The organism is Mechercharimyces sp. CAU 1602 (assembly GCF_024753565.1).
Taxonomy (GTDB): Bacteria; Bacillota; Bacilli; order Thermoactinomycetales; family JANTPT01; genus Mechercharimyces.
In genome coordinates, this window is sequence record NZ_JANTPT010000001.1 from 1,360,340 (window position 1) to 1,381,603 (window position 21,264).

General features: G+C 46.0%; 22 protein-coding genes. 3 read left to right on the forward strand and 19 right to left on the reverse strand.

From position 1 onward, the window contains the following. The first annotated feature begins 157 nt into the window (after positions 1–157). Both NXZ84_RS07110 and NXZ84_RS07115 read left to right on the forward strand, forming a co-directional pair. Positions 158–2,140 carry an SBBP repeat-containing protein gene (locus NXZ84_RS07110; protein ID WP_258839574.1) on the forward strand — a complete coding sequence of 661 codons (1,983 nt, stop codon included), beginning with the start codon at positions 158–160 and terminating at the stop codon, positions 2,138–2,140. A 105-nt stretch (positions 2,141–2,245) separates the two neighbouring features. Then, positions 2,246–2,668: a PH domain-containing protein gene (locus tag NXZ84_RS07115; RefSeq protein WP_258839575.1), complete on the forward strand. Its 423-nt coding sequence runs from the start codon at positions 2,246–2,248 to the stop codon at positions 2,666–2,668. Positions 2,669–2,720: 52 nt separating this feature from the next. Here NXZ84_RS07115 and NXZ84_RS07120 read toward each other — a convergent pair whose 3' ends face one another. Further along, on the reverse strand, positions 2,721–3,629 hold the full coding sequence (locus NXZ84_RS07120) for an alpha/beta fold hydrolase (RefSeq protein WP_258839576.1): 909 nt from the start codon (positions 3,627–3,629) through the stop codon (positions 2,721–2,723). A gap of 251 nt (positions 3,630–3,880) precedes the next feature. On the opposite strand from NXZ84_RS07120, the gene NXZ84_RS07125 reads away from it, so the two are divergent. Further along, positions 3,881–4,510, forward strand: a complete 630-nt coding sequence (locus NXZ84_RS07125; RefSeq protein ID WP_258839577.1) for a type 1 glutamine amidotransferase family protein — start codon at positions 3,881–3,883, stop codon at positions 4,508–4,510. A gap of 88 nt (positions 4,511–4,598) precedes the next feature. Here NXZ84_RS07125 and NXZ84_RS07130 read toward each other — a convergent pair whose 3' ends face one another. The 18 genes from NXZ84_RS07130 to NXZ84_RS07215 form a co-directional block, all read right to left on the reverse strand. Continuing rightward, positions 4,599–4,973 (reverse strand): YraN family protein, encoded by a 375-nt coding sequence (locus NXZ84_RS07130; protein ID WP_258839578.1) that lies wholly within the window; start codon positions 4,971–4,973, stop codon positions 4,599–4,601. Positions 4,974–5,132: 159 nt separating this feature from the next. Beyond that, the gene (locus NXZ84_RS07135) at positions 5,133–5,945 is read right to left on the reverse strand and encodes a ribonuclease HII (protein WP_258839579.1); all 813 of its coding nucleotides are present in this window, start codon (positions 5,943–5,945) and stop codon (positions 5,133–5,135) included. After that, positions 5,945–6,814, reverse strand: coding sequence for a ribosome biogenesis GTPase YlqF (ylqF, locus tag NXZ84_RS07140; RefSeq protein ID WP_258839580.1), 870 nt, complete (start codon positions 6,812–6,814; stop codon positions 5,945–5,947). Before ylqF ends, NXZ84_RS07135 begins: the two co-directional genes overlap by 1 nt. 14 nt (positions 6,815–6,828) lie before the next feature. After that, entirely contained in the window at positions 6,829–7,386 is a 558-nt protein-coding gene (lepB, locus tag NXZ84_RS07145) for a signal peptidase I (protein ID WP_258839581.1), read from the reverse strand. Between the two features lie 59 nt (positions 7,387–7,445). Further along, positions 7,446–7,796, reverse strand: coding sequence for a 50S ribosomal protein L19 (gene rplS / locus NXZ84_RS07150; RefSeq protein ID WP_258839582.1), 351 nt, complete (start codon positions 7,794–7,796; stop codon positions 7,446–7,448). A 96-nt stretch (positions 7,797–7,892) separates the two neighbouring features. Further along, positions 7,893–8,642, reverse strand: coding sequence for a tRNA (guanosine(37)-N1)-methyltransferase TrmD (trmD, locus tag NXZ84_RS07155; RefSeq protein WP_258839583.1), 750 nt, complete (start codon positions 8,640–8,642; stop codon positions 7,893–7,895). Positions 8,643–8,653: 11 nt separating this feature from the next. Further along, positions 8,654–9,178: a ribosome maturation factor RimM gene (rimM, locus tag NXZ84_RS07160; protein ID WP_258839584.1), complete on the reverse strand. Its 525-nt coding sequence runs from the start codon at positions 9,176–9,178 to the stop codon at positions 8,654–8,656. A gap of 77 nt (positions 9,179–9,255) precedes the next feature. After that, on the reverse strand, positions 9,256–9,528 hold the full coding sequence (gene rpsP / locus NXZ84_RS07165; protein WP_258839585.1) for a 30S ribosomal protein S16: 273 nt from the start codon (positions 9,526–9,528) through the stop codon (positions 9,256–9,258). A gap of 51 nt (positions 9,529–9,579) precedes the next feature. After that, complete coding sequence (gene ffh / locus NXZ84_RS07170) at positions 9,580–10,935, reverse strand: signal recognition particle protein (protein WP_258839586.1); 1,356 nt, start codon at positions 10,933–10,935, stop codon at positions 9,580–9,582. A gap of 52 nt (positions 10,936–10,987) precedes the next feature. Then, entirely contained in the window at positions 10,988–11,320 is a 333-nt protein-coding gene (locus NXZ84_RS07175) for a putative DNA-binding protein (RefSeq protein ID WP_258839587.1), read from the reverse strand. Positions 11,321–11,418: 98 nt separating this feature from the next. Further along, positions 11,419–12,402, reverse strand: coding sequence for a signal recognition particle-docking protein FtsY (gene ftsY, locus NXZ84_RS07180; protein ID WP_258839588.1), 984 nt, complete (start codon positions 12,400–12,402; stop codon positions 11,419–11,421). A gap of 13 nt (positions 12,403–12,415) precedes the next feature. Further along, a complete protein-coding gene (smc, locus tag NXZ84_RS07185) occupies positions 12,416–16,006 on the reverse strand; it encodes a chromosome segregation protein SMC (RefSeq protein ID WP_258839589.1) in 3,591 nt (1,196 codons plus the stop codon). Between the two features lie 157 nt (positions 16,007–16,163). Continuing rightward, positions 16,164–16,859, reverse strand: a complete 696-nt coding sequence (gene rnc / locus NXZ84_RS07190; protein ID WP_258839590.1) for a ribonuclease III — start codon at positions 16,857–16,859, stop codon at positions 16,164–16,166. A gap of 6 nt (positions 16,860–16,865) precedes the next feature. Then, on the reverse strand, positions 16,866–18,125 hold the full coding sequence (fabF, locus tag NXZ84_RS07195; protein WP_258839591.1) for a beta-ketoacyl-ACP synthase II: 1,260 nt from the start codon (positions 18,123–18,125) through the stop codon (positions 16,866–16,868). An 87-nt stretch (positions 18,126–18,212) separates the two neighbouring features. Then, entirely contained in the window at positions 18,213–18,449 is a 237-nt protein-coding gene (gene acpP, locus NXZ84_RS07200) for an acyl carrier protein (RefSeq protein WP_258839592.1), read from the reverse strand. 93 nt (positions 18,450–18,542) lie between these two features. Further along, on the reverse strand, positions 18,543–19,286 hold the full coding sequence (gene fabG / locus NXZ84_RS07205) for a 3-oxoacyl-[acyl-carrier-protein] reductase (protein ID WP_258840358.1): 744 nt from the start codon (positions 19,284–19,286) through the stop codon (positions 18,543–18,545). 7 nt (positions 19,287–19,293) lie between these two features. Then, positions 19,294–20,253 carry an ACP S-malonyltransferase gene (gene fabD / locus NXZ84_RS07210; RefSeq protein ID WP_258839593.1) on the reverse strand — a complete coding sequence of 320 codons (960 nt, stop codon included), beginning with the start codon at positions 20,251–20,253 and terminating at the stop codon, positions 19,294–19,296. Continuing rightward, complete coding sequence (locus NXZ84_RS07215) at positions 20,253–21,251, reverse strand: beta-ketoacyl-ACP synthase III (RefSeq protein ID WP_258839594.1); 999 nt, start codon at positions 21,249–21,251, stop codon at positions 20,253–20,255. The genes fabD and NXZ84_RS07215 overlap by 1 nt, the downstream gene beginning before the upstream one ends. Positions 21,252–21,264 lie beyond the last annotated feature (13 nt).

The following is a 21,264-nucleotide window of genomic DNA, read 5'->3' on the forward strand; positions in this document are numbered from 1 at the left end:
CATGAAAAAAAATCTAATGGGGACTACCCTCTTTATGATTTTCTATCCATGTAAAGCTCAGGGTTAAGCAACTGTATCGTTAGAATGATCATCGAACCCCAGAATAGAGCATACCTTATATAAAAAAGGGAGAGGATGATGTAAATTGATTCCGCTGGTGAAGGAAAACAAGAGGATTGTGATTGCGTTAAACGGAGAAAAAGTCTTCCTTCACTTTTTTTGGAATCGGATGCAGTTATCTTTTGCGAAAAGAGGTTTATTACACGAAAAGCCCATTTCATTACTTTTTAAAGGAGCGAACCTCCGTACAAACATCTCGTATTTCTCGGGAGATAGAGGAGAAGGAATATATTACTCTAATCTATGGGAGGGTGTGGATGCCTACTTCTATGAAAGAGGAAGCGGACTAAAATATGATTTTCTTGTACGACCAGGTATCCCACCAGGGAAGATTTCACTCAATTATTGCGGTGTGCACGATCTATCACTAACCAAGATGGGCGACTTGATCGTCTCAACTCCTAGTGGCTGTCTTATAGAGAAAGCTCCGACTAGCTTCCAACAACGAAACGGAGACACTATTGAAGAAATTCCCACAAACTTTATCCTAAGAGAAGACGGCACCATCGGCTTTTCCTTTCGTGAAGGATATGACCCCAGATATCCCCTACTTGTAGATCCATTTATTCTTTACTCCACTTATCTCGGGGGTAATAGAATGGATATTGGACAGGGGATCGTTGTTGATTCAAGCGGAAATGCTTATGTGACAGGGCAAACCAACTCGAGTAATTTTCCTATTACGAGTGGATCATTTCAACAAACGAAAGCGAGTAATAATGATCTTTTTATATCAAAAATAAATAATACTGGTACATCATTGCTTTATTCAACATTCCTAGGGGGGAATCAGACAGACGAGGGTCGAGGAATTGCACTTGACCGAGAGGATAATGCCTATGTCACTGGATTTACTCGTTCCACCAACTTCCCCATAACGTTGGGGGCTCTGCAAAGTATCTTTGGCGGAGCGACGGATGCATTCATCTCTAAATTAAATGCTAGTGGAAATGACCTTCTCTACTCTACCTATTTAGGGGGCTCATCGAACGACCTTGCCCGTGGAATTACCGTAAATGCCTCCAATGAAGCATTTGTGACTGGTGCGACCAGCTCTACCAATTTCCCCATCAGTACAGACGCGTTTCAAACAAGGCTTCGTGGAGACTTGAATGCCTTTGTTTCCAAAATAAATAATAGTGCGACGGCCATCGTTTATTCCTCATATCTAGGCGGGAAGCAACGAGACTTAGGAAATGGTATTGTTGTAGATGAAGTCAATCACTCGTATGTAGTAGGTGAAACATCGTCAACAGATTTTCCAGTTACCTCTGGTGTGTTCCAGTCCATGAACAATGGTGCGAGCAATGGCTTCATCAGCAAAATAAATGCGACAGGAAACTCTTTACTTTATTCTACCTATCTAGGTGGAAGCTTTTCTGATGTCATTCTCTGTGTAGACGTAGACGTCTCAAAGGAGGCGTATGTTATAGGGACAGCAACTTCGCTTAACTTTCCAGTGACAATCGGTGCGTTCCAGACAAAATTTGCAGGTGAAGCTGAGGCGTTCGTGACAAAAATCAATGATGCGGCCTCACAATTAATATATTCCACCTTTATCGGCGGCAGTAATTTGGATGGAGGTATCGGGATTGGTGTAGACCCCTTCGGCAACGCTTGGGTAACTGGATTTACAGAATCATCCGACTTCCCTATTTCTCCAAATGCCTTTAGTCCTAGATTGACGGGAACACAAAGTGCCTTTGTTTCACAAGTGAGTCTAACAGGTGCAAACCTGATATTCTCTTCTTATTTAGGCGGGAATGGCTTCGATGATAGTGGTGGTATCGCAGTCGATGAAGTAAGTAATGCATATGTGACAGGATTGACTGATTCGACCAATTTCCCCACAACACCAGGTGCGTTTCAGCGTCAATTACTCGGTGAATGCAATGTTTTCGTTACTAAAATCGGACAGCCAATCGTAGAGGGAGCAACCGGTCCAACCGGTCCACCAGGATCAAGAGGCCCTCGTGGCGCACGTGGTCCCCGTGGTGGCGGTGGTGAGTTTAGTGGTTAAGTTAATGGAAATTTGGTCGATAAACTATATTCAGGAAGCAGGTCTGTTGACTCACTGTCACGAATAACCCTTACTACAAACTACAGGATCTAAGGAAGTGTCATGATGAGAAAGAGATTTCCTTCTGAAAAAAGCCGTCTCCTAGCGATGGTTTTATTTATACCATTGCTTATTTTCCATATTTTCTTTGCAGCTTTGTTGATCGTTGATTTTGAAGTCGCTCCTCTGATTATCCTATCGCTATCCGATACCTTTATCCTTTTAACATGGTTTAGAACATACTATGAAACAGATGATACCCATCTTTTGATCAAATCTTGTGTATTCCAATGGAAAATTCCTTATCACTCCATTGAAAGAATAGAAGAAGTTAGAAGCTTTATGTCTAGCCCTTCTCTTTCTTTCAACAGATTGGGACTCACATATAAAAGAGGCTATGTGATGATATCGCCTAAACATAAAGCAGAATTTATTTCTACTATAAGAAAGAGAAATCCCAATATAGAAGTAAAAGATAATCCTAGATGAGAAAATCACACCCATAAATCTCCTATAACAAATTTTTTTACTGCTCATTTACTCATCTATAGCATGAAATATTTTTTATAAATGCATCTACAATAAGGTTAAAAGCAACAGGAATTTCAGCAAACGGACTATGTCCGACTGTACGCAAGGCCAATATTTTCGAATTAGGGATCACACGGTTAATTGCTATTGCTGCTTTAAATTTTATTATAGCATCATCTTTACTTTGAATTATCAAAACGGGTAGCTTGATTTGAGGCCATACCTCTTGTAGAGTAACAGGTTCTTCTAAATTTAAGAGACCCCTAACTTGTGAAGGAACCAATGCAATATAGGAAAGAACGGTTTGCACATCACTTCTTGACAATGTGCAATTGGTCAAAAGTGAAACAAATTGTTTCACTCCCTCGGCAGTTACTTGTAAACAAGGATTCGTCAGAAGAGGGATTACACTTCGCGCTTGTGGTGTTAAGACTTCATTGGCAAAAGGCGTGTTGATTTCTACACGTGAGGAGACTAGAATAATGCCACTGATCCGGTTGGGACCAAAATATTTTAAATATGTTGTAAGCCATGTCCCTCCTCTGGAATGTGCGACCACAATTGCGTTTTTTAATTGCAACCGTTTAAATACGGAAGCAATATCGTTTGCATAAAGTGTTCCTTTGATATAATCTTGAGGATTAAATGACTTGGGCTGAGATTCTCCTTGCCCTCTCATATCAATGGCAATTAGTCGGTATTTTCTTAGCAGCAGGGGGCTAGCAAATTGGAAATTCCAAAGTAGCCACGCTTCACTATATCCATGAATAAATACAACTGGAATACCATGTGGATTTCCAGAAACTTTTACAGAAATACGAAAATTATTCCCTCCTCTAACAAATAACTTTTGAATATTATTTGTATTGAGAATGGGTGACTCAGGGCATCTTTCGATCTTAAGATTACATTTATTCATATTACACCCCCAATAGATATCTTCTCACTATATTACGTAAGGAGGAGATAGAAAGTGCTCACCATCGCTGACTTAAAACAGGTCCAAATTGTCATTTAACTCTCTAAATAGATGGCGAGATCAATATGAGGTTGGAATTTTGAACTCGTTTTTTACATACACACTTTATAAATTTCTCTATACACAGAACTTATGTTCCTATATAATATAAAGATAGTCGAACCCTATTAATGTTATTGGAGTGGTATTTAATGCTTACAAAACAGGTATACCTTTATGTATTTAATACGATGTCCGATTGGGAATATGGATATTTGATTGCTGAACTAAACTCAGGAAGGTATTTCAAGAAAGGAGTAGCTCCTATAAAAGTGCTTACAGTAGGAGCCACTAAAGAAATGGTTACTACCATGGGCGGACTACATATACAGCCAGATATGACTGTTGATGAATGTAAACTCGAAAACAAAGATCTTATCATTTTGCCTGGGGGAAATACTTGGGGAGAGAGCTTCCATCAACCTATCTTAGAGAAAGTTGAAGAAGCATTGGAACTGGGTACTGTCGTTGCCGCAATTTGTGGTGCAACTGAAGGGTTAGGAAAAATCGGGTTGCTAGATTCTAGAAAGCATACAAGTAATGACTTATCGTATTTAAAGCTGGTCTGCCCTCATTATGATGGTGAAACTTATTACGAAATAGAGCCTGTAGTATCCGATAAAAATTTGGTTACAGCTTCAGGAGTAGCTCCTCTGGAATTTACAAGGGAAGTACTGAAGATTCTGGATGTATTTACACCAGATACATTAGACTCATGGTATAACCTCTATAAAACACAGAAATCCGAGTACTTTTTTCGATTAATGGATTCTATACAATAAGCAACGATCGGAAAGAGCCGAAGAGATATCCCTATTGGCTCTTTCTAGATATGCATGATAGCACATGATATACATTATTTTTTGATGATTAAAAAGCTCCTTGTAAGTGGTATAATTCTGGTTCTCTCTCTATACCATTTTTAAACCATATGGAAATAACATCGAACCGTATGGGCGCATCTATTAACTGATTCTGCTGTAAGTAGAGTTGGGCCAAGCGACGAACTTGCTGCTGTTTACGTTGATCGACAGATTGAAATCCCAATCCAAAGGAAGCACCTCTCGTACTTCTCACCTCTACAAAAACCCATTTTCTCTCCTTTAAAGCAACGATATCAATCTCCCCTACTTTCGTGTGCCAATTCATCGACTTAATCACATAACCATGGGCGAGCAAGTATGCGCGGGCACACTCCTCTCCCCTACTCCCCACTCGTTTACGTATATCCCCTTGTCCAGGCACGTTACTCCCCTCTTTCACTCGCTCTTCTTCTATTCTATTAAAAGCTTATCAAAGAAGGAATCGTTTAACAACTTCGAATTAACACTACAAAAAAGAGTACCTTTCATGTCAGAGGAGATTTCTTCCCCTTACACAAAAATGATACTCTAAATGAGTCACTCATTCACCTGCTGACTTCGCTTTCACATGCTGAGTATGATCTGCCCACTCTGCTACCGGAGCAAAACTCATACGATGAAGTGGAGTAGGACCCCACTTCCGGATAGCTGCCAAATGTTCTGCTGTACCGTACCCCATATGCTTATCCAATCCATACTGGGGATAGCTCAGCGCTGCCTCTTTCATCAGCGCATCGCGGGTCGTTTTTGCTATGATTGAAGCTGCTGCAATCGAGACACTTAACTGATCTCCCTTAATGATCGATTCCTGTTTCACTTCTGTGTCCGCTAACTTCACAGCGTCGATAAGAAGGACGTCTGGAGTAATCTTTAGTTCCATTATTGCCCGTCTCATGGCTTCGTGTGTTGCTTTTAAGATATTGTGCTCGTCGATATAAGCAGCATCCACTATTCCTACTCCCCACCCGCGAGCATACTGTTCAATTCGGGTACGTAAAAGTAAACGCTTCTCCTCTGTCAGCCGCTTAGAATCATCTAAACCCGTGCCCTCAAAATCAGGTGGTAACACGACTGCTGCTGCGACGACAGGGCCCGCCAATGGACCCCGCCCTGCCTCATCAACTCCCACGATCGCTTCGTAGCCTCTATCCCGATATGTACGCTCGTAGTTCCACATCATGGCTACTCGCTCCGCCTCTTTACGTTCCATCTCCTGCTGCCTTTGCCACTGTAACAACAAACGCTGAACGCCTGTACGTGTATCACTTTGTAGCAAAGCAAGATCCTCTAAACTGATCTGTTCTTGTGTAGCCAGCCACGCTTTTAGCTCTGCAATCGTCCCTTGCCAGCTCATCACGCGTCCTCCATAACTTCTTCCCAATCTCGTGGCCACTCCAAAGAGATGAGTCCAATTCGTCCCGAACGAACATCGCTTAAAACGATCGATGCAGCTTTTTCATAATCAATCTCGCCTCCACGTCGCATACAGCCACGACGACGTCCCACCTCTTCCAATAAGGCTAGAGGAGTTTGATCTGTTTCTTCTACCTGATATCGCTGACTCAGTAGCTCTGGGTATCGCCTCGAGAGCCACTCCAATAAGTAGAGCGCAATATCATCTGCGGGTAGAATATCTTCACGAATGGCACCACTTGAGGCTAAGCGCAACCCTACTTTGGGATCATCAAACTTAGGCCACAAGATACCTGGCGTATCTAATAGTTCCATCTCTTGTCCCACTCGTATCCATTGTTGCGCCTTCGTCACCCCTGGTCGATCCCCTGTCTTAGCTGCACTCTTACCCGCCAAGCGATTAATCAACGATGATTTACCCACATTGGGAATCCCTAAGATCATTGCTCGAATACGCCGTGCTTGAATGCCCTTGCTCTCATTTTGAGCAATCTTATCCGCTAAAAGATCGCGCGCTAACGTCTGGATCTTTTGAATTCCCTTCCCTGAACGCGTATCTAAAGCAATCACTTTCGTCTGCGTCGACTGGAAAAATTCAATCCAGTCTGCAGTCGCCTTTGCATCAGCCATATCGCTTTTAGTCAAAACAATAATTCGTGGTTTATGAGCAAGTTCTTCAATAAAAGGATTGCGACTAGATAGCGGCAGTCGGGCATCTAATAGCTCAATCAATACATCTACTAATTTTACTTTCTCCGTTACTTCTCTCCGGGCTTTTGCCATATGTCCCGGATACCATTGAATGGTCATCAGTTATTTGTCACCTACCAAAGGAGCTCTATACGGTCAAAGGGCCAAAAGATTACCTCCGCCCGTCCCACAATATGATCTGTTTCCACAGGACCAAACTCACGACTATCCTTGCTGTTAATCCGATTATCCCCGATTACGAAGACACTGCCATCAGGAACCGCAACCGGACCAAAGTCATTAACACGTTTGGTGTCTGGGATATAGTCTTCCTCTATCCGTTCGCCATTAATATAAATATGATTATTCTCTGCTGACACGGTTTCTCCCGCTACAGCAATCACTCTTTTAATAAATTCCTTACCTGCATCCTCAGGTTCTGGTGCATGAAGAACCACCACATCTCCACGTTCTGGTTCCTGAAAGCGATATAAAAGTTTATTAACCATCACCTTATCTTTAGTATATAAGGTTTCTTGCATAGAGGGACCGGATACATTAAAAGGCTGAAAAATAAAAATACGAATAACGAAAAAAAGGACGACCGCGATCAAGATAGCATATGCCCACTCGCGCGTCTCTCTTTGATTTCTCTCCTTCTTTCTCTGTGACCGGGAGATATCTTCGCTCATGAAGCCCCTCCTCTTTCTTTGTAATAAAGGAAAAGGGCTTGCAGACAAGCCCTTTTTGATTACCGACGGTGTGCTTCTTTGATGCGCGCCGCCTTCCCACGCAATTTGCGCAAGTAGTATAGTTTTGCACGACGTACTTTCCCGCGACGAATCACTTCGATCTTTTCGATCCGTGGGGAATGTAGAGGAAATGTCCGCTCTACACCGATACCGTAAGATACCTTACGAATGGTGAAAGTTTCGGAGATATTACCACCACGACGTTGAATCACAACACCTTCGAATAGCTGAATACGCTCACGCTGTCCTTCAACAACTTTCACGTGTACACGTAAGGTGTCTCCTGCACGAAAACGAGGAATATCTTGACGCAACTGTTCGTTTGCAAAATCCTGAACCAATGGTTTCATTGTTAATATCCTCCCTTCTTAAAGTTTCATTCGCTTTTCCTTCACAATCCGTATAATAAGCGCAGAAAATATTTTATCACAGCATGATCCTAAAACTCAATCTATCCCATCGAGTGGGTGGAAAAGAGTGCGCAAATAAGCACGATCTTCTTCACTCAACGGCGCTGATTGCAATAAATCAGGACGACGCTCGAAGGTACGACGAAGCGATTCTTGTCTGCGCCAGGTAGCGATGTTAGCGTGATGACCTGACAGTAATATATCCGGCACCTTATATCCTCGATACTCCGCCGGGCGCGTATAGTGAGGATACTCTAGCAAACCGGTGGAAAACGAGTCATCCACAGCCGAATCATGATTGCCCAGCACTCCTGGAAGGAGCCTAATTACACTATCCATCACTACCATCGCTGGCAATTCGCCTCCGGTCAGCACATAGTCCCCGATAGACAACTCCTCAGTAACTACCTGTTGCCGAATTCGCTCATCAAACCCTTCATAGTGACCACATAGTAGCATCAGGCGCGAATGCGCCGCCAGCTCTTCTGCCTTTTTCTGCGTAAATCGCTCTCCCTGTGGACTCATGAGCACAATCGGGATATCTTGAGAAGCATCATCTGCCAACAAGTCATCGACTGCCTTGAAAATGGGCTCTGGCTTCAGAACCATTCCACCGCCGCCGCCATAAGGCTCATCATCTACTGTATGATGCTTATCAGTGCTATACGACCGAAAATTAGTCACACCGATCGATACTTGCCCTTTTTCCTGTGCACGCTTGATGATGCTCGTATGAAGAAATCCTGTGAACATCTCTGGGAAGAGCGATAGTACATCAATTCGCATCGCCTGCACCTCTACTCTCCCAAACCTTCCATCCACTTAATCCGAACGATCTGCTTGGCGATATCGACCTCTTTTACAATCTCCTCAATAAAAGGAATCAATAAATCGCTATCGTGGTCACGGCGAATAACCCACACATCGTTCGCACCTAATGGCAAGATTTCTTTAACGGTTCCCACGGGTTCGCCTGTCAAGGTTTCCACCTGACAACCCACGATCTCATGAAAATAATACTCATCTACTCCAGAGTCAACCGTATCCTCGCGACGGACATACAAGAGAGAGCCTTTAAATGGCTCCGCCTCTTCAATCCGATTCCACTCACGAAACCGTACAAGATAAGCGTTCTTATGCGGTCGAGCACTTTCAACAGTCAGGGAAGAAATCGCACCCGAGGAATCTTGAACGAAGAGGGATTTTCCTTTGGCAAAGCGCACCTCAGGGAAATCCGTTCGCGCCTTTACATTGACATCCCCTCTCAGGCCATGAGTCGTGCCAATCTGGCCTACACATAAGAGAGATTCAGATGAGGTCATATAACCCTCTCCTCTCATCTACCTGAAGGGAAGGGGCAAATACGTCAAACATAAAGGTTCCTTCCCCTACCAAGGCCCTACTTTTGTAATTTCTTTTCATGGAATTCTTTCATGATCCCTTCTTGACGGAAAAGGTTTTTCACCGTATCCGACGGTTGAGCACCATTTTCCAACCACTTCATTGCCTTCTCTTTATCAATTTTCAAGACCACTGGGTCTTTCAATGGGTTATAGTAACCGATTTCTTCGATAAAGCGACCATCACGTGGAGAACGGGAATCAGTAGCTACCAAACGGTAGAATGGTACTTTCTTAGCACCCATCCGCTTCAGACGAATTTTCACTGCCATGTTTATTTCACCTCCCTATCCAGGATAACTGCTTCTAGGTATCTTCATACCTTATTGCATAAACGGAAACTTAAATGCGCCACGACGTTTCTTCTTACCGCCACTTTTTTGCATCCCTGAGAACTGTTTCATCATTTTCTTCATATCATCAAATTGCTTGATTAAGCGGTTAACATCCTGAACGGAAGTTCCACTCCCCTGCGCGATGCGCCGTCGACGACTCGCATTAATCACCTCAGGATGTGTTTTCTCCTGCTTTGTCATCGAACGGATAATCGCTTCGACACGCGTTAAATGACTCTCATCCACCTTCAAATTTTTAAGCCCCTTCATCTGACCCATCCCTGGCATCATGCCAAGTATTTCATCCAGCGGCCCCATGTTACGCACCTGCTGTAATTGGTCGATAAAGTCATCAAAGGTAAACTGTTGCGTCCGCATTTTGCGTTCTAGCTCTTTTGCTCTATCTGCATCTACATTGGCTTGCGCTTTTTCAATGAGGCTTAATACATCCCCCATCCCCAAAATACGCGAGGCCATCCGATCAGGATAAAAAGGCTCCAATGCATCCATCTTTTCGCCGAGACCGACGAATTTTATCGGACAATCTGTCACTGCCTTAACAGAGAGTGCTGCCCCACCACGTGTATCCCCATCGAGCTTCGTGAGTACAACTCCAGTCAAACCAAGATCGCTATTAAAGCTCTCTGCCACATTTACCGCATCTTGTCCCGTCATCGCATCGACAACGAGTAAAATTTCATCTGGATTCACTGCCGCACGCACTGCTTTTAACTCATCCATCATCGTCTCATCGATGTGAAGGCGACCAGCAGTATCGATAATACAGTAATCAGCACCGCTCTCTTTGGCCTGCGCCAATCCCTCAGTCGCAATTCGTACAGGATTCTCTTTGTCACCCAGCGAGAAGACCGGTACATCCACTTGCTCACCGATCACTTCCAACTGACGAATCGCTGCCGGGCGATACACATCCCCTGCTACTAAGTAAGGTCGCTTATTCTGCTTGCTCAAGTGACGCGACAACTTACCTGCTGTCGTCGTTTTACCAGCACCCTGTAAGCCCACCATCATGATTACAGTAGGTGACTTTGACGCTTGTGCTAATTTGCTCTGTTCTCCGCCCATTAGCTGTGTCAGCTCGTCATTAACCACCTTGATCACTTGCTGACCGGGGGTAAGACTATCCAACACTTCTTGTCCAATCGAACGTTCCCGTACTTTGGACACAAACTCTTTTACCACTTTAAAGTTAACATCCGCTTCCAAAAGGGCGAGTCGCACTTCACGCATCGCTTCCTTTACATCCGCTTCTGTCACTTTCCCTTTACGCTTTAATTTATTGAGGGCGGCCTGTAACCGTTCAGATAACCCATCTAATGCCATAGCGAAAGCCTCCCAACTCTATCTCGCAAGCTGTGCTTGACTCCCTGTGGGGCTAATCGAGTTGCAGTAGTTCTTCCAGCAAGGGGGTGATCTTCAGCTTCAGCTCTGGGTCAGACGAAACAGCCTCCGCTATTTCACCTGTAATCCGCCGCCGCTTCTGATGCTTATCGAGGAGCATCAAATGCGACTCCGTCTCCTCCAATACCCCTTGCGCACGTTTGATCGCTTCAAAAACCGCTTGGCGAGAAACTTCATATTCCGCAGCGATTTCACCTAGTGACCAGTCTTCATGAAAATACAGCTCCAACATACTTCGCTGTTTCTCTGTTAAGAGTGGAGCATAAAAATCGCATAGTAGATTGACACGCGTTGTCTTTTCTAACACGAGCGTCACTCCTTGGCTTCAGGTGAGTCGCAATCACAACAACCGTAACCCATGATACCCAATCCCACTTCATGTGTCAAGTCTTTTTCCTTGATACTCTATTTTTCGTCTTTTTCAAGCACTGTCCCAAATAGAGCGTGTATATACTGCTCCGCCGAGAACGGTTGCAGATCGTCCATTTGCTCCCCTAAACCTATCATTTTAACTGGTACACCTTGCTCGTGTGCAATCGCTACCACGATGCCGCCCTTGGCAGTGCCATCCATTTTCGTCAGTACAATCCCGCTCACATCGACGGCTTCGCCAAAGAGTTTCGCCTGCTGTAACGCATTTTGCCCTGTGGTTGCATCGAGCGCAAGCAATACTTCGTGAGGCCCACCGGCAATTTCACGTTCCACCACCCGCCGCACTTTTTTCAGTTCTGCCATCAAATTAACTTGGCTGTGCAAACGACCTGCTGTATCACAGAGCAACACATCTGCCCCGCGTGCTCGTGCTGCTTGAATCCCATCATAGATAACGGCTGCTGGATCTGCTCCCGATTGATGTTTAATCACATCCACACCGACGCGCTCGCCCCAAATTTCTAACTGCTCGATCGCTCCGGCTCGGAATGTATCCCCTGCCGCCATCACCACTTTTTTTCCTTCACCTTTTAACTTATGTGCTAGCTTTCCGATGGAAGTTGTTTTTCCCACACCATTCACACCTACGAAGAGGATCACAGTAAGATCCTCTTCGTTCATCTTAAGCTGACTCCCTTGATCATCCTGCTCCAAGATATCTAATATAAGCTCCGACATCAGAGGCTGTAATTCTTGTGGTTCCTTAATTTTCCTTTCTTTTACCTGGGTGCGCAAACGATCGACCAATTCCATCGTCGTATTTACACCTACATCCGCACTGATCAAGATATCTTCTAGCTCTTCGTACAACTCTTCATCAATACGGCTGCGACGGAATAGATCATCCATCGCTCCCACCATCGAAGAACTGGTTTTGCTCAGCCCAGTTACAAACTTTTGCGTAACAGAATCTGTTGTTTTCGATACTTTCTCCTTTAAGCGTTTAAAAATACTCATTCTTCATCTCCTCCTACATATGAGTAGCAGCTACTTCTCTTTTTTCATCGTAATCTTCCAAGCGAATCGAGACGGGAGTAGAAACACCTGATTCCTGCATAGTAATCCCATATAAGACATCTGCTCCCTCCATCGTCCGCTTGCGGTGTGTAATAATAATAAACTGCGTTTCTTGCGAGAACTCTTTCAGGTAGCGCGTAAAGCGGGTCAAGTTAGCCTCATCCAGTGCAGCATCCACCTCATCCAATACACAGAAGGGCACAGGTTTAATACATAGTACCGCAAACAAGAGCGCAATTGCCGTCAGTGCCCGCTCGCCCCCTGACAACAGCGCTAAGTTCTGTAGCTTTTTCCCGGGCGGCTGCGCCATAATTTCGATACCGGTCGTCAACAGATTTTCCGGTTCTGTTAAGACAAGATCTGCACGACCGCCTCCAAACATTTTGACAAACACATCGCCAAAGTGGGCCCGAATCGCTTCGAAGTTTTCTATGAAGCGGGTGGACATCTCATCTTCCATGCGTTGAATCACTTCATATAGCTTTTGCTTCGCTTCCATCAGATCATCACGCTGGGATTCGAGAAAAAAGAGCCGTTCCGATAACCGTTGGTGTTCCTCTATCGCTCCAATGTTCACATCTCCTAACGCTTGAATCTTCGTTTTAAGTGAACGCACTCCACGCTCCGCTTGCTCTGCCTGTTCAGGAACAGGGTACCTCTGGCGTGCCAATTCAAAGCTAAGCTCATACTCTTCCGCTAGCTTTTCCAGCAAGTGATTTAATTCTACATCCAGCCGAGTGGCCCGAATCTCTTCTTTGGAAAGCGCTTCTTCTTGTTGACGCAACTCTTTGGACTGCCTACGTACCACCTCTTCACGCATCTTTCGCTCCGACTGCATACGATTGCGCTCGCGTTTTCCTTCTTCTAAGGCTTGTGCTACTTCTTCTTTCCCTTTGCGCGAACCAAACGCCAACTTCCCCCATTCCTCCATCTCTTGTTGGCTCTGTGACAGCTCTACTTCTGCTTCACGTCGCTGGGTGAGCACAGTATGCAGTTGCGCTCGAATACGTCCTTGTTCTTCCTCCGCCCGCTCTAGATTGGATAAGAGGTGCGCTAACGACTGCTCCACATGTGCTGCCTTCACTTTCCACTCTGTCAGTGCTTGTACCGTCTCTTCACGTGCGGACGCTTGCTCCTGCGCCGATGTTTGTGCTAAACGAATCCGTGCACTCAGTTCCGCTCGCTCTTCCTCTACCTTGTGGGCACGCTCTTCATTTTGCTCGTGCTGGGCAACCAGCTTATCTATACGGGTATCAAGCGTTCTTTCTTCTGACCCCATGTGATCTACCTTCTCTGTTAATGTACGGCAGGCCATCTCTTGTTCACGTACTTGTACATACAGCTCTTGCTGACGTTGACGAAGTTGCTCCTTTTCTGTTTCGCACTGGTGCAGCCGCTGTTGGTGAATACGCCCCTTTTCATCGAGTCGTTCTAACTGCTCCCGCAGCTCTTTTTCTCTCCGCTCACATGCAACAACAGCTTCTTCCAATTTCTCAATCTCGCGTGCACGGCTTAATAACGCATTCTTTGCCTGTGCGCGGCTTCCTCCCGACATCGAGCCACCTGGATTAACTACTTCCCCTTCTAAGGTGACGATGCGATAACGATAACGAAGGATGGATGCCAAGCGATGCGCTTCTTCTAATTGACGAGCCACAATAACATGACCGAGAAGATAGGAGACCAGGGATTGATACTGAGGTTCTGTTTCGATCAAATCCGCCGCAATCCCGATAAAACCCTCGTGATGACGTACCCGCTCAAGTTCTTGTGCAGACAGGGCGCGCGCTCGGATCACATCTAAGGGTAAAAAGGTGGCGCGACCTGCCCGTTGTCGCTTCAACCATTCGATCCCATTTCGCCCAGCTGCCTCATCGGTGACAACCAGATGCTGCATCGCTCCTCCCAGAGCGATCTCCATCGCGGCCTCAACTTTCTCCGGCACCCGAATCAACTGAGCAACAGCACCATGCACCGCTTGTAGACGTTCTTCTCCACGATCGCGCGCCTTAAGGAGCATTTTTACTCCTTGAAAAAAGCCAGCATGTTCTGCTTCCAACTCTTTATTAAGATCAAAGCGGGAGCGCACTTTATGATGCTCCTGTTCTGCCACCTTCACCTCTCGTTCCAAATCATGAAACTGTTCCACATGGCGCTGCCATTCCCGTGTATGCTCTTCTACCTGCGAGATGACGTTCTGTTGCAGATGCTCCATATTCGTCTTCTCAGAATACAATTCCTGCAGGCGCCGCTGTGCCTGTGTCAGCTCTTTCGATACTTCCTCTTGATCCTGTTGCACTCTTTTCTGCGTAGCAAGAAGTTGCTCTCGTTGTTGCGCTAGCATACTATTTTCACTTACTACTCCCGCTAGTTGATTCCCTAGCTCCTGCCAGCGCTCTTGTTGCGCTTCCAAATAACCAGCAGCATTCTCTCCTGTCATCTGTAATCGTTCCTCACAACTGCGCACTTCATCGGCAATCTCTATTTGTTTTTTCTCCTCTTCCCCCTTCCGTCCCGTCAACGAATCAATCTCTATCGCCAACCGCCCATCCGTTTCTAACAATTGACGCTCACGTTCAAATGACTCCTCAATCCATGTTTTCCTTGCCTGTATTCGCTCTGCCAATACATCTTTTTGCCCCTCTGCTTTCTCTACTTCCTCACTTACTTCAAGCAGACGAGCTTGTAGTGCTTCTACCTTCTGCTCCTGTTCCGTCAAGGTGAGAACAAATGACTCCAGCTCTGCCTCTTGACCACGAACTTCAGCCGCAAAGCGTGCGTAATCATCTTTTAACTTCTCCATTCCCTTGAGGGATTGGTTCCACTCTGCATGCAGCTGATCGATCTTATGTACATACAAACCAATTTCTACTTTTGTCAGCTGTTCTTTATATGCCTTGTACTTTTTTGCGCTTTCCGCTTGCTCGACCAATGGTTCAATCTGATCGCGTATCTCAATAATCAAGTCATAGAGACGTTCTAGATTTTGTTCCGTCGCCTCCAACTTCTTCTCTGCTTCACGTTTACGCGTTTTATACTTTACGATCCCCGCCGCTTCCTCAAAGATCGCCCGTCGATCTTCTGACTTGGTGCTTAAAATGTCGTCAATTCGCCCTTGACCGATCATGGAATATGCTTCTTTACCGATCCCAGTGTCCATAAACAACTCAGTCAAATCCTTTAAACGGCAGGTTTGATTATTGATATAGTAATGGCTCTCACCACTGCGGTAGACACGACGACTGATGCGAACTTCATCGTAATCCAACGGTAGAGACTGATCGGTATTATCCAAGGTTAATCCGACTTCACAGTAACCAACCGGCTTACGCGTATCACTACCTGCGAAGATAACATCCTCCATCTTCACTCCGCGTAAAGACTTGGCACTCTGTTCCCCCAACACCCAGCGAATCGCATCGGTCACATTACTTTTCCCACTACCATTAGGGCCAACCACCCCGCTGACTCCATTAGTAAAAGTCATCTCAGTACGATCAGCAAAAGACTTAAACCCGATCATCTCTAATCGCTTTAAATACACGCGTTTTCCCCCCTTCTCTTCGCTCGATGAACTCTTCTAGTTTACCATAATCCCGACACCTTGAACTTCCCTGTCTCAATCTTACTCGTCATGAACCAAACAACACACAAAGACCACTGGTCCATGGTACAACCAGTGGTCTTTTTCACCCGTGTTTTTAGTTCTGAGTCTGGAATTGCTTTAATGCCATTGAAGCGGCTGCCTGTTCCGCTTCCTTTTTGGAGCGACCCGTTCCATGCCCCATGCGCCGATCGAGCAGCCACACTTCTGCGTCAAATTGCCGATCGTGGGCAGGACCCTTCACATCCACGATCCGATATTCGACGGTTCCTTGCCCCTTCTGTTGAACCACTTCTTGTAGCATGCTTTTAGCATCTGTAATCTGTACCAGCCAGTTCTCATCGTCGATATGTGGGAACACGATTTTCGCTAAAAATTGCTTCGCCACCTCTACCCCCTGGTCAAGAAAGAGAGCACCGATGAAAGCTTCAAATACATCTGCTAATAGTGCGGGTCGGTTGCGCCCCCCCGCCATCTCTTCTCCCTTGCCTAAAAACACATACTCTCCAAAATGAAGTCCTTTGGCAAAAGCGGCGAGCGATGGTTCGCATACGATTCGAGAACGCAGGCGCGTCAACTCTCCCTCACTCATATCAGGAAAGCGATGATATAAATGCTCAGAAACAATCAATTCGAGGACAGCATCCCCCAAATACTCTAAGCGCTCATTATCCAATTCCACTTGTTTCCCCTTATTTTCATGCACATAAGAAGTGTGAGTAAACGCTTGTGCATATAGCTCTTTATTATGAAGCGTTTGGCCGATTTTCTCCTCCAGCCCGGATAAATCCATCCCTCATCACTCCTCTACTGACGAACCTTCACTATATTGTTTTAACGCGATCGTTGCATTATGTCCACCAAAACCTAATGAGTTGGAGAGAGCCGCCCTAATATCTGCTTGCCGTGCTTCGTTGGGTACATAATCCAGATCACAGTTGGGATCAGGATGATCATAATTGATGGTTGGCGGAATCCATTGTTGCTGCAAAGTAAGCGCCGTAGCAATCGCCTCTACCCCACCTGCTGCTCCCAACAGATGACCCATCATCGACTTGTTGGAGCTGATCGCTACTCGTTTGGCGTGTTCTCCCAAGGTCGTTTTAATGGCCATGGTCTCAAACTGATCATTCAGCTCCGTCGAAGTACCATGTGCATTGATGTAATCAATTTGTGCTGGCTCCAGTCCAGCATCTTGGATTGCCAATTTCATCGCTCTACCAGCTCCTTCTCCTTCTGGGGAGGGGCTGGTCAAATGATACGCATCTGCCGTCATTCCATACCCAACTACTTCAGCAATAATATTGGCTCCACGCTTTTGAGCATGCTCTAGCGATTCCAAAACCAGCACACCCGCACCCTCTCCCATCACAAAACCGTCTCGTTCCTGGTCAAAGGGGCGACTAGCTCTTTCTGGCTCGTCATTACGCTTAGAAAGTGCATGCATCGAAGCAAAACCCGCTATGGCCATCGGTGTAATGGTGGCTTCAGTTCCTCCAGCGATCATGATATCGGCGTCTCCGCGTTGTACCATACGGAAAGCGTCACCAATAGCATGTGTACCCGTCGCACACGCGGAAATGGGAGCGCTGTTGGGGCCCTTGGCACCCGTTAAGATAGAGACCTGCCCTGATGCGATGTTAGCAATCATCATCGGAATAAAGAAAGGACTGACCCGACGAGGTCCACGTTCAAGCAATGTCTTGTGCTGATCTTCAAGTGTACCTAACCCGCCAATCCCTGAACCGATATAGACTCCCACACGATACGGATCCACTTCATCCATCTTCACCCCTGCATCCGCCAGTGCAAGTTGCGAAGACGCCACGGCAAACTGTACAAAGCGATCCATACGGCGAGCTTCCTTCTTTTGCATATATTGTAATGGATCAAAATCATTTACTTCTGCTGCAATCGTAGTAGAATAGCCACTGGGGTCAAAGTGTGAAATAGATCCCACTCCGGACTTCCCTGCGATTAAAGATTCCCAAAAGCGATCTTTCCCTATTCCAATCGGCGAAACAACGCCTACGCCTGAGATTACGACTCTATTTGTCAAAAGGTTCACCGCCCTTTTATTAGAAACATTCGTGTAAGTAAAAGTGGAGAAAGCCCCGCAAATGGACGGGACTTTTATCTCCAATCATTACTTCACCTTGCTATTGATATAGGTAACGATATCACCAACAGTTTCAATCTTCTCCGCTTCTTCATCGGAGATTTCCAAACCAAACTCATCTTCTAACTCTAACATTAAATCTGTAATATCTAAGGAATCTGCATCCAAATCATCTTTGACGGATGCTTCTAGGGTTACTTCAGAAGCATCAACATCTAAGCGATCGACGATGATGCGCTTTACACGCTCTAGTGTTTCTGCCATCGACGTTCACCTCCCCTCCGTCATTATACGAAAAAAGATTGAAAAAAACTAGGATGAAAACGGTTTCATGAAATCTTTATCCTCACTCTTCCGTTAACCAGTCACCATGCCCCCATCTACATTTAATGTCTGCCCTGTAATATAACGCGCCTGATCAGAAGCGAAAAATAGTACAACATCGGCTACCTCTTCAGGGCAGCCTAAGCGCTGCAGTGGGATTTGTGCTAACAGACCAGCACGAACTTCATCTGCCAATACCGCCGTCATCTCTGTCTCGATAAAGCCAGGGGCAATCGCATTAACGGTAATGTTGCGGCTAGCTACCTCTTTCGCCGTCGCTTTCGTCAATCCAATCATGCCTGATTTTGCTGCCACATAATTACTTTGTCCTGGGTTACCAATCACCCCCACTACAGAGCTTATATTGATAATTCTTCCACTCCGCTGTTTAATCATCGGGCGCATCACCGCCTTGGTAAAAAGAAAAGCCCCTTTTAAGTTGGTATCAATCACTTGATCCCACTCATCTTCTTTGAGGCGCAAAAGTAGGTTGTCCTTAGTGATTCCAGCGTTATTAACCAACACATCAATACGCCCAAAGTGGTCGTGAACTTGTTTTACCGCGGCAGTCACCTCGTGAGCCTCAGCTACATTGGCTTGTAGTGAGATACCTTCTTGCCCTGTTTCCCTAATCTGCTTTACTGTCTGTTCCGCCGCTTCATGATTACCGGCATAAACAATAGCCACATCTGCCCCAGCCCGCGCTAGAGCAAGTGCAATCGCCTTACCAATGCCACGTGATCCTCCAGTTACAATCGCTTTTTTCCCTTGCAGCATCATGAGATCAACCCCCTGTTTGTGTTGAAGATGACCATGCTTGAGCTTGCTCCAGCGATGACGGGTCTTGAACCGAGAAGGCATCCGCCCCACGCGCAGTCCGTTTTACCAAACCAGTAAGCACTTTTCCTGGGCCTAACTCCACAAAAGCATTTATTCCTTCTGATGCCATATAGCTGACCGATTCTTCCCATCGAACAGGCGAAGTCACTTGCTCCACTAGCAGGTGTTTAATCGAGGAGGCCTCGTTCTTATGCGGACGTGCAGTTACGTTGCTTATCACAGGGATAGTTAACTCAGATAAAGACACTTGTTCCAAACTCGCCTCTAATTTATCTGCCGCTGGTTTCATCAGGCTCGAATGAAAAGGACCGCTCACATCTAATGGCAAGACTCGTCTCGCTCCCTGTTCTTTCATCTGCACCCCCATCGCTTCCACCGCCATGCGATGACCAGAGAGCACCACCTGACCCGGAGAATTAAAGTTGGCAGCCTCTACTACTTTTTCCTTTTGCGAAAACGCCTGACACATCGCTTCCACTTCAGATCCATCCAGGCCTATGACTGCCGCCATCGACCCTAGTCCTACAGGTACAGCTTCTTCCATGTAAAGCCCTCGCTGATGCACAAGTCGGATCGCATCTGTAAAAGAGAGCGCGCCGCTTGCCACCAATGCCGTATATTCCCCTAAACTATGGCCTGCTACTGCTGCGGGCGTGATCCCGTACTCTTGCCACTCCAGATAAAGCGCATAGCTAACCGCTAATATTGCTGGCTGTGCATGATAGGTTAGTGTCAATTTCTCTTGCGGACCTGCAAACATCAGCTGGGTTAAAGAGAAGCCGAGTGCATCATCTGCTTCTTGGAACAGATGTCGAGCTCGTACACTTTTTTCGGCAAGCGCCTTCCCCATTCCTACTTGTTGCGCCCCTTGTCCAGGAAAAATAGCAGCTACTCGCATACTCATCAATCTGCCCCTCCTTCCATCGTCCATTGAAGCACACAAGCCCCCCATGTAAGCCCTCCACCGAATCCAACGAGCACAAGCTGATCCCCCACCTGTATCCGTCCACTCCGCACTGCTTCATCAAGAGCGATGGGGATGGAAGCAGAAGACATATTACCGTAGCGATCCAAATTAACGATAAATGTATCACGACTTAAGCCAAGACGCTTTGCTGCTGATTCGATAATACGAATATTAGCTTGATGTGGAACGAGGAAATCAATATCTTCGCGCTTAAGACCCGCTTTTTCCAGCACCGCATCCGTCGCACTCTCCATCACACGCACCGCAAACTTAAACACTTCTCTTCCTGCCATATGAAGAGTATGGAGCTGTTTTTCTACCGTCAATGGCGAGGCGGGTAACCGTGATCCACCCGCCGGCAGACTTAACAGGTTACTTCCTGCCCCATCAGCACCTAGTTCAAATGATTGGAATCCGCCCGTTTCTACAGGACCTAACACAGCAGCTCCTGCTCCGTCACCAAAGAGCACACAAGTGTCACGATCATCCCAGTTGACGATCTTAGACAAACACTCCACACCGATAACAAGAGCGTGCGTATACATCCCCGTCGCAATAAATTGAGAGGCGGTCGCGATTCCATATAAAAATCCGGTGCATGCGGCTGATAAATCAAACGTTGCCGCTTGCGGAATACCTAATCGATCTTGCACAAGACAAGCCGTAGCCGGAAACATCGTATCTGGTGTTACCGTCGCTACAATGATGAGATCGATCTCATCTTTATTGATGCCAGCAGCAGCTATTGCCTTTTCCCCTGCTCGTACAGCTAAATCCGAGGAAGCTTCATCCTCACTGGCAATATGACGCTCACGAATTCCCGTTCTACTCACAATCCATTCATCATTAGTATCTACCATCTTTTCCAAATCGGCGTTAGTTAGAACCCGATCCGGCAGATGGGAACCTGTACCGATGATGCTGACCGATCTCATCTCTCATAACCCC

Coding starts and splice junctions, on each gene's coding strand:
- rplS (WP_258839582.1), bottom strand. CDS start 7,796: ATGAAACCATTGGTTCAGGATTTTGCAAACGAACAGTTGCGTCAAGAT.
- trmD (WP_258839583.1), bottom strand. CDS start 8,642: ATGCGAATTGATGTACTATCGCTCTTCCCAGAGATGTTCACAGGATTT.
- lepB (WP_258839581.1), bottom strand. CDS start 7,386: ATGAGCGAAGATATCTCCCGGTCACAGAGAAAGAAGGAGAGAAATCAA.
- NXZ84_RS07125 (WP_258839577.1), top strand. CDS start 3,881: ATGCTTACAAAACAGGTATACCTTTATGTATTTAATACGATGTCCGAT.
- NXZ84_RS07215 (WP_258839594.1), bottom strand. CDS start 21,251: ATGAGATCGGTCAGCATCATCGGTACAGGTTCCCATCTGCCGGATCGG.
- NXZ84_RS07135 (WP_258839579.1), bottom strand. CDS start 5,945: ATGAGCTGGCAAGGGACGATTGCAGAGCTAAAAGCGTGGCTGGCTACA.
- ffh (WP_258839586.1), bottom strand. CDS start 10,935: ATGGCATTAGATGGGTTATCTGAACGGTTACAGGCCGCCCTCAATAAA.
- ftsY (WP_258839588.1), bottom strand. CDS start 12,402: ATGAGTATTTTTAAACGCTTAAAGGAGAAAGTATCGAAAACAACAGAT.
- rnc (WP_258839590.1), bottom strand. CDS start 16,859: ATGGATTTATCCGGGCTGGAGGAGAAAATCGGCCAAACGCTTCATAAT.
- NXZ84_RS07115 (WP_258839575.1), top strand. CDS start 2,246: ATGAGAAAGAGATTTCCTTCTGAAAAAAGCCGTCTCCTAGCGATGGTT.
- rpsP (WP_258839585.1), bottom strand. CDS start 9,528: ATGGCAGTGAAAATTCGTCTGAAGCGGATGGGTGCTAAGAAAGTACCA.
- acpP (WP_258839592.1), bottom strand. CDS start 18,449: ATGGCAGAAACACTAGAGCGTGTAAAGCGCATCATCGTCGATCGCTTA.
- fabG (WP_258840358.1), bottom strand. CDS start 19,286: ATGCTGCAAGGGAAAAAAGCGATTGTAACTGGAGGATCACGTGGCATT.
- rimM (WP_258839584.1), bottom strand. CDS start 9,178: ATGACCTCATCTGAATCTCTCTTATGTGTAGGCCAGATTGGCACGACT.
- fabD (WP_258839593.1), bottom strand. CDS start 20,253: ATGAGTATGCGAGTAGCTGCTATTTTTCCTGGACAAGGGGCGCAACAA.
- ylqF (WP_258839580.1), bottom strand. CDS start 6,814: ATGACCATTCAATGGTATCCGGGACATATGGCAAAAGCCCGGAGAGAA.
- NXZ84_RS07120 (WP_258839576.1), bottom strand. CDS start 3,629: ATGAATAAATGTAATCTTAAGATCGAAAGATGCCCTGAGTCACCCATT.